Here is a 12,209-nt window from a genome sequence, read left to right as displayed (position 1 = left end):
AAATGCGTGCGTTGTTGTGGTCGTGTGGATCCCGCGGAGATGTCGAGCCGCTGGTGGCCCTGGCGGCGCGGTTGCGCGCACTCGGCGCGGAGGCGCTGATGTGCGCGCCCCGGGACAGCGCCGAGCGCCTGGCCGAGTTGGACGTGCCGCTGATGCCGCTCCAGCGCCCGTCGCACAGCCGCTCCGAGGACGCGGCGGCGGGCGTGTCGGCCCAGTTCGACCAGGCCTTGGCGGCGGCCCAGGGCTGTGACGTGGTGGTGGCGAGCGGCCTGCTGTCCGGCGCGGCCGCCACCCGGTCGGTGGCCGAGCAGCTCGGCATCCCGTACTTCAACGTCGTCTGGAGTCCGATCCATCTGCCGGCGGCGCTCGATCCGGCCCAGCGGGAGCAGTTCAACCAGGGCGCCGACGGGATGTTCGGGGAGGTGCTCAACCGGCGGCGGGCCTCGATCGGCCTGCCGCCGGTCCGCAACGTCTTCGACTACGCCTTGACCGATCGGCCCTGGCTGGCGGCCGACCCGGTGCTGGCGCCGCTGCCACCGGGCGTGGAGGCCGTGCAGACCGGTGCCTGGATCCTGCCCGACGAGCGGCCTACGACCTGGCGTTGCCCGACGACCGGGACGACTGTCTCGCCGTCGGCGAGGTGAACCTGCAGGTGCTGTTCGGCCGGGTGGCCGCCGTGGTGCATCACGACGGCACGGGCACCACGCACGTGGCCACGAAGGCCGGCGCCCCGCAGATCGTGGTCCGCCACATCGTCGGCCAGGTGTACTACTCCGAGCGGCTGGTCGAGCTGGGCGCGGGCGCGGCGGTCGACGGTCCGGTCCCGGCGTTCGCGTCCCTGTCGGCCGCGCTCGAGACGGCCCTGGCGCCGGCGACCCGGACGCGGGCCGCGGCCGTGGCCGACCTGATCCGCACCGACGGCGCGTCGGTGGCCGCGCGAACCCTGCTCGATGTGACCAGTCGCGAGAAGCCCGCCGTTTCGGTGTGAACTGGTGTCCACGGCGGGCTTGCCCGGCCGGAACAGGAGATGCGAAATGCGTGTGTTGTTGTCGACGTCGGGAAGCCGGGGAGACCTCGAACCGCTGGTGGCGCTGGCGGTGCGGCTGCGGGCGGCCGGTGTGGAGGTACGGGTCTGCGCATCGCCGGACGCCGCGGCGCGGCTGGCCGAGGTCGGGGTGCCGTTCACGCCGGTCGGCCGCTCGGTCCGTACCGCGATGAACGAGGGGAGGCCGCGGCCCGAGGACGCGCCGCGGCTCGCGGCCGAGGCGATGGCGGTGCAGTTCGACCAGGTACCGGCGGCGGCCGAGGGCTGTGATGTGGTGCTGGCGACCGGCGTACTGTCCGCCGCGGTCGCCGTCCGGTCGGTGGCCGAGAAGCTGGGAATCCCTTATTTCTACGGCTTCTACTGCCCCATCTACGTGCCGTCGCCGCACTATCCGCCGCCGCCACCACTCGGCGAGCCACCGGCGCCGGAGATCTCCGACATCCGGGCGCTGTGGGACCGGAACAACCGGGGCGCCTTCCGGCGCTTCGGGGAACCGCTCACCGACCGGCGGGCCGCGATCGGCCTGCCACCGGTGACGGACATCTTCCGGTACGGCTTCACCGATCACCCGATCCTGGCGGCCGATCCGATCCTGGCGCCGCTGCAGCCGACGGATCTCGACGCGGTGCAGACCGGCGCGTGGATCCTGCCCGACGAACGGCCCCTTCCGCCGGAGCTGACCGCCTTCCTGGATGCCGGTTCGCCGCCCGTGTACGTGGGTTTCGGCAGCATGCCCGCTCCGGCCGGCGCCGCGAAGGTGGCCGTCGAGGCGATCCGTGCCCACGGCCGCCGGGTGGTGCTCTCACACGGCTGGGCCGACCTGGCGTTGCCCGACGACCGGGACGACTGCTTCGCCGTCGGCGAGGTGAACCACCAGTTGCTGTTCGGCCGGGTGGCGGCCGCCGTCCACCACGGCGGCGTGGGCACGACGACCACGGCCGCCCGGGCCGGTGCCCCGCAGGTCGTGGTGCCGCAGATCGTGGACCAGCCGTACTTCGCCCGCCGGGTGGCCGAGCTGGGCATCGGTGCGGGGCACGACGGACCCAGCCCGACCTTCGACTCCCTGTCGGCCGCGCTCGCCGTGGCGTTGGCGCCGGAGACCCGGGCGCGGGCGGCGGCGGTGGCCGGCACGATCCGTACCGACGGGACGGCGGTGGCCGCGCGACTGTTGCTCGACGCGGCGAACAGCAGGACCGCCGTCTCGGTGTGAAGCGGTGTCCTCGGCGGAATCGTCCGACCGGAACAGGAGATGCGAGATGCGGGTGTTGTTGTCGACTTCGGGAAGTCGCGGAGACGTCGAGGCGCTGCTGGCGCTGGCGGTGCGGCTGCGGACACTCGGTGCGGAACCGCTGATGTGTGCACCCCCGTCCGCGCGGGAGCGGCTGGCCGAGGTCGATGTGCCGCTGGTGGCGATCGGCCACGGGAAACGCATGATGCTGCGCGACGGGATGGGGCCGCCGTCGCCCGAGACCGAGCGCCGGATGGCCGCCGAGGCGGTCGGTGTGCAGTTCGACCAGGTCCCCGCCGCGGCCGACGGGTGTGACGCGGTGGTGGCGACCGGCGAACTGGCCGCCGCGGTCGCCGTGCGGTCGGTGGCCGAGAAACTGGGCATCCCGTACTTCTACGCCGCCTACAGCCCGGTCTATCTGCCGTCGCCGCACCACGCGCCGCCACTGGACGAGGAGCTCACCCCCGGGGTGACCGACAACCAGGTGCTGTGGGACGAGCGCGGCCGGCTCTTCGGCGAGCGGTTCGGCGATCCGGTCAACCATCGGCGGGCCTCGATCGGCCTGCCACCGGTGGAGAACATCTTCCGGTACGGCTACACCGACCAGCCCTGGCTGGCGGCGGACCCGGTCCTGGCCCCCCGGCCGCGGGACCACAACGCCGTGCAGACCGGTGCGTGGATCATGCCCGACGACCGGCCGCTCCCGGCCGAGCTGGAGGCGTTCCTGGCGGCCGGTCCACCACCGGTGTACGTCGGCTTCGGCAGCACGTCCGAGACCGCGGACGCCGCCGAGGTGGCGGTCAAGACGGTCCGGGCGCAGGGCCACCGGGTGATCCTCGGCAGCGGCTGGGCCGACCTGCGGCTGCCCGACGACGGGGCCGACTGCCTCGCCATCGGCGAGGCCAACTTCCAGTCGCTGTTCGCCCGGGTGGCTGCGGTCATCCATCACGGCGGAGCGGGCACGACGACGGCGGCGGCCCGCGCCGGCTGCCCTCAGGTCCTGATACCGCAGTACACGGACCAGCCGTACTTCGCCCGGCGGGTGGCCGAGCTGGGTGTCGGGGTGGCGCACGACGGTCCGGCCCCGACGTTCGACTCCCTGTCGGCCGCGCTCGCCCCGGCACTGGCCCCGGAGACCCGCGCCCGAGCGGCCGCCCTGGCCGGCGCGATCCGCACCGACGGGACCACGGTGGCCGCGCGACTGGTGCTCGACGCGGTCAGCGGGGAGAAGCTGCCGGCCGCCGCCCTTCGACGATCGGAAGCCAGCAAGTGACGACTCGCGTATGGGACTACCTACCGGAGTACGCCAAGGAGAAGGACGACATCCTCGACGCCGTGCAGAAGGTGTTCCACTCGGGGCAGCTGGTGCTCGGCGAGAGTGTCCAATGCTTCGAGGCCGAGTTCGCCGCCTACCACGGGCTCGCCCACGGCACCGGCGTCGGCAACGGGACCGACGCGCTCACGATCGGCCTTGAGGCCCTGGGCATCGGGCCCGGCGACGAGGTCATCACCGTGTCCAACACGGCGGCGCCGACCGTGGTCGCCATCGTCGGCGCCGGGGCGACGCCGGTCTTCGTGGACGTTCGCGCCGAGGACTTCCTGCTGGACGTGGCTCAGGTCGCCGCGGCGATCACCGCCCGGACCAGGGCGATCGTCCCGGTGCACCTGTACGGCCAATGCGTCGACATGGCGCCGTTGGTCTCCCTGGCCGAGAAACACGGGCTCAAGATCCTCGAGGACTGCGCCCAGGCACACGGGGCCCGTCAGCACGGGCGGCTCGCCGGGACCATGGGCCACGCCGCCGCCTTCTCCTTCTACCCCACCAAGGTGCTCGGCGCGTACGGCGACGGCGGCGCGGTGCTGACCTCCGACGACGAGGTCGACCGCAACCTCAAGCAACTGCGCTACTACGGGATGGAAAAGGTCTACTACGTCGTGCGCTCCCCGGGTCACAACTCCCGGCTCGACGAGCTCCAGGCCGAGATCCTGCGGCGCAAGCTGGGCCGCCTCGACGATTACATCGCCGGTCGCAACGCCGTGGCCCGGCGATACGAGGAAAGGCTCGGCGACCTCACCGGCCCGGGCGGGCTCCGGTTGCCGGCCACCAACCCCGGCAATACCCACGTCTATTACGTGTACGTGGTCCGTCATCCGCGCCGGGACCACATCATCGAGGCGCTCAAAAGGCAGGACATCATGCTGAACGTCAGCTATCCGTGGCCGGTGCACACGATGAGCGGTTTCGCCGACCTCGGCTACCCGCCGGGCTCGCTGCCGGTCACCGAGGAACTCGCCGGCGAGATCTTCTCCCTGCCGATGTACCCGTCCCTGCCCGAAGCCGTGCAGGACCGCGTCATCGAGGCCCTGCGCTCGGTCCTGGAGCGGTTGTGAACCGCGTCGTACCGTCCACGATCGACGGAGCCTTCCAGTTCACGCCTCCGGTGTTCCCGGACGACCGGGGACTGTTCGCGTCGCCGTACCAGGAGGCCCCGTTCGCCGAGGCGCTCGACCGGCCGCTCTTCCCGGTCCGGGACGTGAGCCACAACCGGTCCGCCCGGGGCGTGCTCCGCGGCATCCACTACACGGTCGCGCCGCCCGGCCGGGCCAAGTACGTCTACTGCCCCTACGGCCGGGTCCAGGACTATCTGGTCGACCTGCGGGTCGGCTCGCCCACCTTCGGCCGCTGGGACACGACGGAACTCACCGGCGACAACTGCCGTGCCCTCTACATCCCGGTCGGTGTGGGACACGCGTTCCTCTCCCTGCAGGACGACTCGGTGATCGTCTACCTGATGTCCGAGGGTTACGTGCCGGCCAACGAGCTCGCGATCTCCCCCCTCGATCCCGGGATCGGGCTGCCCATCCCGTCCGGGCTGACCATCCGGCAATCCGACCGGGACGCGGCCGCGCCGACGCTCGCCCAGGCCCGCGAGCGCGGGCTGCTGGACGACTACGAGCTCTGCCGGAACGTGGAGGCGAAGCTGTGGCGGTGAACCCACCCCGGGTCGTGCTGCTCGGCGCGAGCGGGTTCGTCGGCTCGGCCGTGCTGCGCGAGCTCGCCACCCGTCCGATCCGGGTGCGCGCGGTGTCCCGCCGGCCGGCGCTCGTCCCCGGCGACACCCGCGCGGAGATCGAGGTGCGATCGGCCGATCTCTGCGAGCCGGGCTCGATGGCCGAGGCCGTGGCCGGCGCCGACGTCGTGATCCATGCCGTGGCGTACATCGCCGGCTCGACCACCTGGCGAGTGGCCGACGGGGACGCGGCGGCCGAGCGGGTCACCGTCGGCCTGGTCCGCGACCTGGTCGACGCCGCACGCCGGTCCGGCCCGCCGTTGCGGGTGGTGTTCGCCGGCGCGGCCTCGCAGGCCGGACCGGCCGCCCGCGAGATCCTGGACGGCACCGAGACGGACCGGCCGGCGGGGGAGTACGACCGGCAGAAGCTGGCCGCCGAGCGGATCCTGCTGGCCGCCGACGCGGCGGGTGTCGTCCAGGCCACCTCGATCCGGCTGCCCACGGTCTTCGGCTCCGGCCCCCGCTCCACCGCCCGGGACAAGGGGGTGGTGTCGCTGATGGTGCGGCGCGCGGTGGCCGGCCAGGACATCACCATGTGGCACGACGGCACGGTACGCCGCGACCTGGTCTACATCGACGACGTGGCCCGGGCCCTGGTGGCCGCGGCCGATCACATCGCGGAGCTGGCCGGCCGCGCGTGGCTGCTCGGTTCCGGGTACGGGGCGCCCCTGGGCGAGGTGTTCAGGATGGTGGCCAAGCTGGTTGCCGAGGAGACCGGCAGGCCGCCGGTACCGGTCGTGTCGGTGCCGGCGCCCGCGCACGCGGAGGCCGGCGACTTCCAGAGCGTCACCATCGACTCGTCGGGCTTCCGTGCCGTCACCGGCTGGAGCCCACGGGTGCCGCTCGACGAGGCGCTCGCGCGTACGGTCGTGCAGTGCGTTCGCGAGGCTGAGCCGTCGTGACCGCGGCCATCGCCCTCCATCCGCGTGCCGACGACGCTCTGCCGCACCGGCTGTGGCGCTCGGCGGCGCAGACCGCCGAGGGCCACATGATCCGGACCGCGGACTTCCGGGCGTGGTTCGCCGGCCGGGCCCGGGCGCACCGGTTCCGGGTCGATCGGATCGTGTTCGACGACCTCGACGCCTGGTCGTTCGCGCCGGGGACGGGCAACCTGAGGCATCGCACCGGCCGGTTCTTCAGTGTCGAGGGGCTGTCGATCGCGCTCGGCGACGGCGAGGTCCGCAGCTGGGAGCAGCCGATCATCCACCAGCCGGAGGCCGGCATCCTGGGCATCCTGACCAAGGACTTCGACGGCGTCCCGCATTTCCTGCTGCAGGCCAAGATGGAGCCGGGCAACCCCAATCAGCTGCAGCTCTCGCCCACCGTGCAGGCCACCCGGAGCAACTACACCGGCGTCCACCGCGGCGCCGGGGTGCGCTATCTCGAGCATTTCGCCGGACCTCGGCGCGGCCGGGTGCTCGTCGACGTGCTCCAGTCGGAACACGGCTCCTGGTTCTACCGCAAGTCCAACCGCAACATGCTGGTCGAGGCGACCAGCGAGGTGGTGCCGCACGAGGACTTCTGCTGGCTCACCCTGGGCCAGATCGGCGAGCTGCTGAGCCTGGACAACGTGGTGAACATGGATACGCGTACGGTCCTCGCCTGCCTGCCGATGGCCGCCCCGGAAGCGGGGGCCGTGCACAGCGACGCCGAGTTGCAGTCCTGGTTCACCGTCGAGCGGTCCCGGTGGAACACCGTGATCGAGTGCAAGCCGCTGGCCGGAATCGCGGGCTGGGAGCGCGACGCGTTCTCCGTGCACCGGCCGGACGGCCGCTACTTCCGGCTGGTCGCCGTCTCCGTCGAGGCGAGCAACCGGGAGGTGACGAGCTGGTCGCAGCCGCTGATCGAACCGACCGGAACGGGCGTCGCCGCGTTCCTGGTCCGCGACATCGGCGGCGTACCGCATCTGCTGGTCCAGGCCAAGCCGGAGGCCGGCCTGCTGGACACCGTCGAGCTCGCTCCGACGGTGCAGTGCAACCCGGCCAACTCGGCGCACCTGCCCGCGGAGGATCGTCCACCCTTCCTGGACCTGGTGCTCGCGGCCCCGGCCGAACGGATCCGCTACGAGGCGCTGCACTCCGAGGAGGGCGGCCGCTTCCTCAACGCGGAGAGTCGCTATCTGTTCGTCGACGTCACCGAGGACGAGGTCGCGCCGCAGCCGCCGGCCGGCTTCACCTGGGCCACCGTGGGTCAACTCGGTGCCCTGTCCGGCCATGGTCACTACCTCAACGTCCAGACCCGCACGCTGTTGTCCTGTCTGAACGCCGGCACGGTCCGGCTGTCTTGACCATGGAGGGGCGATGACGACCGCATCGGACCGCCCGGCCGGCATCACGGGAGACCAGCGGGTCCAGTCCGAGGTGCTGGAGGGACTGGCGACGGCCGTGAATCACCGGCGGTGGTTCGTGGAGCTGGCCCTTCCGTACCTGGGTGACAACCCGATCGAGATCGGCAGCGGCCTGGGCGACTACGCGATCGAGTGGGCTGAGCGCCTTCCGAGGTTCACCGCGACCGAAGCCGACCCGGATCGGCTGGTGCGGCTCGAGGAGCGGATGGCCGGGTATCCCGCCATCGAGGTGCGGAAGGTGCTGCTGCCGTCGACCGGCGTCGAAGGCCGGTACAGCGCCGCCGTGTCGTACAACGTGCTCGAGCACATCGAGGACCATGTCGGCGCCCTGCGCAGCATGGCCGGCTTCGTCCGCCCGGGTGGTCACGTCATCCTGATCGTGCCGGCGTTCATGTTCGCCATGAGCCGGGTCGACGTCGCCACCGGCCACCTCCGCCGGTACACGAGGAAGTCGATGCGCACGGCCCTGATCGAGGCCGGCCTGCGGGTCGAGAAGGTGCACTACGCCAACGCCCTCGGCCTGCTCGGTTACTACGGTGCCACCAGCATCTTCCGGCTGACGCCGAAGGACGGTCCGATGGTCAAGGCGTACGACCGGCTGGTGCTGCCGGTCACCCGGGCCGCCGAGCGGATCGTGCGGCCGCCGTTCGGCCAGTCCGTCTTCGCCGTGGCCCGCACGCCCGGCTGAGCGTCCAGCCGCTCATTGCGGCCGGTTGGACGAGCACCCGAAACGCGGTTCCGCGCTTGTCCGCCGGCGCCCGGCGGCCGACCTGGACATCGCCGAATCTCACTATCGTCAGGCCATGCTCAATCTCTCCCGTGAACCGCACGAGAACCGGCAGATCGCTGAGTGGTTCGGCCTCGACGCCGCGCGCTACGACCGCGCCCGTCCCACTTATCCGCAAGAATTGATCGACCGCATGGTCGGGTTGGCCCCGGGTACGAAATTCGTCGACGTCGGCTGCGGCACCGGTATTTCTTCGCGTCTGTTCCAGGCGGCCGGCGGCACGGTGCTCGGGGTCGAGCCGGACCCGCGGATGGCCGACTTCGCCCGCGGCCGGGGACTCGACGTCGAGGTGGCGAGATTCGAGGACTGGGACCCCGCGGGCCGCACCTTCGACGCGGTCGTCTCGGGCACCGCCTGGCACTGGGTGGATCCGCTCGCGGGCGCGCGGAAGGCGGCCGACGTGCTCCGGCCCGGGGGCGTGCTGGCCCTGTTCGACAACGAGCCGGAACTTCCGGGAGCCGTTCTGACGGCGCTGGACGAGGCGTACCGCTACGCCGTGCCGGACGCGCCGGCGGAACCGGGACCCGAACCGGGCGAAAGCGTCGAGGACTACGCCAGGAACATCTATGCGAACCAATACACGAAAGCCGCCGACGGTATCGGCCGCACCAATGCCTTCGGGGTGCCGGAAGGAATGCGATACGAATGGGATCGGACCTGCACCCGCGACGAATGGCTGGACCATCTGCTCACCCAGGGCGGTTTCCACGCCCTCGCGCCGGACGCGCTCGCCCGGTTCCAGGCTCATCTCGGCGCGGCGATCGACGAGATGGGCGGCGCCTTCACCATGCACTACGCCACGGTCGGCATCGTCGCGATCCGGCGCTGACGTGACCGGGTATCGCGGACAGGGGAGCTGACATGCGTGTGTTGATCTGGTCGAACGGACCCCGCGGAGATGTCGAGCCGCTGGTCGCGTTGTCGGTGCGGCTGCGGGCACTCGGGGCCGAGGTGCGGATGTGCGCGCCGTCGGATTTCGCCGGGCGGCTGGCCGAGGCCGGCGTGCCGCTCGTGCTGGCCGGCCGGTCGGTGCTCGAAGGGGTGGGTGGGCTCGGGCGCTCGCCCGACGTCAGGAACGCGGGCGCGGGCATCGCCGAGCAGTTCGAGACCGTGCCGGCGGTCGCGCGGGGATGCGATGTGGTGCTGGCGAGCGGCTTGATCTCCGGCGCGGTCGCGGTGCGGTCGATCGCCGAGAAGCTCGGCATCCCCTATTTCTATGCGGTTCCGTCCCCGTTCGTGCTGCCCACGCCGGACCAGCGGGTCCCATTCAACAAGGGCTCCGACGGTCTGTTCGGCGGCGAGCTCAACAAGCACCGGACCCGGCTCGGCCTGCCGCCGGTCGAGAACGTCGTCGACTACTGCCACACCGATCGGCCCTGGCTGGCGGCCGACCCGGTGCTGGCGCCCGCACCGCCGGGCGTCGGCGGCGACGACCTGGCGTTGCCCGACGACCGGGACGACTGTCTCGCCGTCGGCGAGGTGAACCTGCAGGTGCTGTTCGGCCGGGTGGCCGCCGTGGTGCATCACGGCGGCACGGGCACGACGCACGTGGCCGCCCGGGCCGGCGTACCCCAGATCGTGGTGCCCCAGGTGGCGGACCAGCCGCACTATGCGGGCCGGGTGGCCGAGCTGGGCATCGGCGTGGCGCACGACGGGCCGGCCCCGACCGTCGGTTCCCTGTCGGCCGCGCTCACCGGGGCACTGGCCCCGGAGACCCGGGCGCGGGCAGCAGCCGTGGCCGGCACGATCCGCACCGATGGGACCGACGTGGCCGCGCGGATGCTGTACGAGGCGGCCGGCCTTCCGGTGTGAGCCGCTGCTGTCCAAGGTGCACCTATTGAGGAGTGCCATCGCGGTCAGCAGACTGATCCCGACGCTTCGGGAGCCCGCCGAACCGGCAGCTCACGGCTCCCGCACCGAGCGGATCAGCCGGGCTCGCCCCGCCGGCGCCGATGGAACGGTCTTGACCTTCCCGACCCATGCCGTATCACGCCTGGAGGTACCCGGGTGTCCGAAACACTTACCGATCTGCCGTCGCAGTCCCGAGAACCGGAGCCCGCGGGCGCCGCCGGCCGCTGGGCGGTGTGGCGCTCGCCGGCCGGCCAGCCGGGGTGGGCCAGGCCCACGTTGCTGGGCATCACTGTCGTGGCGCTGGTGCTGTACGCATGGAACCTGCGGCTGGTCGACTTCGCGCCGCTGTACTCCGACGCCGCCAAGAGCATGTCCGAGAGCTGGAAGGCGCTCATCTACGGCGCGGCCGACCCGAAGGCGACCTACACGCTCGACAAGCTCGCCGGGTCCTTCGTGCCGCAGGCGATCTCGGCCCGGATCTTCGGCTATCACGCGTGGTCGCTGGCCCTGCCGCAGGTGATCGAGGGCGTCGTCTCGGTGCTCGTGCTCTACCGGGTCGTGCGGCGGTGGGCGGGCGTGGTGCCCGGTCTGCTCGCCGCGGGCATCTTCACCCTGACCCCGGTCACCGCGTCGATGTTCGGGCACAGCATGGCCGACGGCGCGCTGGTCATGTGCCTGGTGCTCGCCGCCGACGCGTATCAGCGCGCGGTCCTGGTGGGCCGGCTCCGGTCGCTGGTGTGGGCCGGCGTCTGGGTCGGGCTGGCCTTCCAGTGCAAGACCCTGCAGGCCTGGATGATCCTCCCCGCCCTGGCGGCCGGCTACCTGCTGAGCGCGCCGATCGACCTGCGCCGCCGGCTCAAGCACGTGGGGCTCGCCGGGGTGGTGACGCTGGCGGTGTCGCTGTCCTGGATCGCTCTCTACACCTTCACCCCGGCCGCCGACCGGCCGTACGTCAGCGGCAGCACGAACAACAGTGCCTTCGCCATGGTGTTCGGATACAACGGTCTCAGCCGGGTGGGCATCCATCTGCCCGGCGCCGCCCCGCTCAACCTCAGAGGGGACGGCGGCGGCCCGGCGCTGGGTCCGCCCGGCGCACCGCAGGGCCAGAACCAGCCGGGGGATGTCGGTTCGAGGGCTCAGGACCAGCAGGGCAACGTCGGCCCGTTGGCCCAGGACCAGCAGGGCAACGTCGGCCCGTTGGCCCAGGGCCAAGGGCCGATGGCCGGCGGCCCGCCGGGCGGGGACCGGTCCAAGGTGGAGAGCCGGGTGGATCCGCTGGGCTCGACCAAGCTGCTCGATGGCCACCTCGGCGTCGCGATCGGCTGGCTGTTCCCGCTCACGCTGCTGTCCCTGTTGTTCGGCCTCTGGTGGCGGCGCGGGACCGAGCGGACCGAGCCGGTACGTGGCGGCCTGGTGATGTGGGGCGTGTGGCTGGCGATGTACGCGTTCGTGTACAGCGCCGGCGCGGTCGACCACACCGCGTTCGTGGCCACGCTCGCCCCCGCCATCGCCGCCCTCTCCGCTCTCGGCATCGTGTCGTTCGGGCAGGAGTACCGGCGCGGCGGCCGGCGGGCCTGGGTGCTGCCTCTCGCGGTCGCGACCGAACTGGCCTGGGGCGTCTGGTTGTGGTCCCACTTCCCGAACTTCCTGCCCTGGGCGAGATGGGGCACGCTCGCGCTCGGCGTGGTCGCCCTGCTGGCGCTGATCCTGGCGCGCGTGCGCCGGACCGGCTCGACCGCCCTGGTCACCGCCGGGCTGGCGCTCGGCATCGCGGCCATGCTGGCCGCGCCGGCCACGTACGCCATCTCCGTCCTTGATCCGGACTACTCCGGCAGTTCCTTCGACGCCAACGCCGGACCGGCGTCCGGCTCCGCCTGAGA

At 72.1% G+C, this 12,209-nt stretch carries 12 protein-coding genes; all 12 read left to right on the top strand.

Annotated features, from left to right (window positions below; genetic code table 11):
* Nucleotides 1-2: 2 nt before the first annotated feature.
* The 12 genes from IH26_RS53745 to IH26_RS0120730 all read left to right on the top strand — a co-directional run bounded on the left by IH26_RS53745 (nucleotide 3) and on the right by IH26_RS0120730 (nucleotide 12,207).
* Nucleotides 3-644: a glycosyltransferase gene (locus IH26_RS53745; RefSeq protein WP_245665334.1), complete on the top strand. Its 642-nt coding sequence runs from the start codon at nucleotides 3-5 to the stop codon at nucleotides 642-644.
* Entirely contained in the window at nucleotides 602-988 is a 387-nt protein-coding gene (locus IH26_RS62975) for a glycosyltransferase (RefSeq protein WP_245665332.1), read from the top strand. Before IH26_RS53745 ends, IH26_RS62975 begins: the two co-directional genes overlap by 43 nt.
* A gap of 46 nt (nucleotides 989-1,034) precedes the next feature.
* A complete protein-coding gene (locus IH26_RS0120775) occupies nucleotides 1,035-2,255 on the top strand; it encodes a glycosyltransferase (RefSeq protein WP_030437890.1) in 1,221 nt (406 codons plus the stop codon).
* Between the two features lie 46 nt (nucleotides 2,256-2,301).
* Nucleotides 2,302-3,546 carry a glycosyltransferase gene (locus IH26_RS0120770; RefSeq protein WP_030437889.1) on the top strand — a complete coding sequence of 415 codons (1,245 nt, stop codon included), beginning with the start codon at nucleotides 2,302-2,304 and terminating at the stop codon, nucleotides 3,544-3,546.
* Nucleotides 3,543-4,664 carry a DegT/DnrJ/EryC1/StrS family aminotransferase gene (locus IH26_RS0120765; RefSeq protein WP_030437888.1) on the top strand — a complete coding sequence of 374 codons (1,122 nt, stop codon included), beginning with the start codon at nucleotides 3,543-3,545 and terminating at the stop codon, nucleotides 4,662-4,664. Before IH26_RS0120770 ends, IH26_RS0120765 begins: the two co-directional genes overlap by 4 nt.
* On the top strand, nucleotides 4,661-5,266 hold the full coding sequence (locus IH26_RS0120760; protein ID WP_030437887.1) for a dTDP-4-dehydrorhamnose 3,5-epimerase family protein: 606 nt from the start codon (nucleotides 4,661-4,663) through the stop codon (nucleotides 5,264-5,266). Before IH26_RS0120765 ends, IH26_RS0120760 begins: the two co-directional genes overlap by 4 nt.
* A complete protein-coding gene (locus IH26_RS0120755) occupies nucleotides 5,257-6,246 on the top strand; it encodes an NAD-dependent epimerase/dehydratase family protein (protein ID WP_030437886.1) in 990 nt (329 codons plus the stop codon). Before IH26_RS0120760 ends, IH26_RS0120755 begins: the two co-directional genes overlap by 10 nt.
* Nucleotides 6,243-7,631 carry an NDP-hexose 2,3-dehydratase family protein gene (locus tag IH26_RS0120750; protein WP_030437885.1) on the top strand — a complete coding sequence of 463 codons (1,389 nt, stop codon included), beginning with the start codon at nucleotides 6,243-6,245 and terminating at the stop codon, nucleotides 7,629-7,631. Before IH26_RS0120755 ends, IH26_RS0120750 begins: the two co-directional genes overlap by 4 nt.
* 13 nt (nucleotides 7,632-7,644) lie before the next feature.
* On the top strand, nucleotides 7,645-8,379 hold the full coding sequence (locus IH26_RS0120745) for a class I SAM-dependent methyltransferase (RefSeq protein WP_030437884.1): 735 nt from the start codon (nucleotides 7,645-7,647) through the stop codon (nucleotides 8,377-8,379).
* A gap of 115 nt (nucleotides 8,380-8,494) precedes the next feature.
* Complete coding sequence (locus IH26_RS0120740) at nucleotides 8,495-9,307, top strand: class I SAM-dependent methyltransferase (RefSeq protein WP_030437883.1); 813 nt, start codon at nucleotides 8,495-8,497, stop codon at nucleotides 9,305-9,307.
* A gap of 32 nt (nucleotides 9,308-9,339) precedes the next feature.
* Complete coding sequence (locus tag IH26_RS0120735) at nucleotides 9,340-10,290, top strand: glycosyltransferase (protein WP_030437882.1); 951 nt, start codon at nucleotides 9,340-9,342, stop codon at nucleotides 10,288-10,290.
* Nucleotides 10,291-10,485: 195 nt separating this feature from the next.
* Nucleotides 10,486-12,207 (top strand): ArnT family glycosyltransferase, encoded by a 1,722-nt coding sequence (locus tag IH26_RS0120730; protein WP_030437881.1) that lies wholly within the window; start codon nucleotides 10,486-10,488, stop codon nucleotides 12,205-12,207.
* The last annotated feature ends 2 nt before the right edge of the window (nucleotides 12,208-12,209 follow it).

It is taken from the genome of Actinoplanes subtropicus, assembly GCF_000721705.1.
In the GTDB taxonomy this organism is placed as follows: domain Bacteria; phylum Actinomycetota; class Actinomycetes; order Mycobacteriales; family Micromonosporaceae; genus Actinoplanes; species Actinoplanes subtropicus.
The sequence above is the reverse complement of the archived record's forward strand: the minus strand, read 5'-3'. Positions and strand labels throughout refer to the sequence as shown.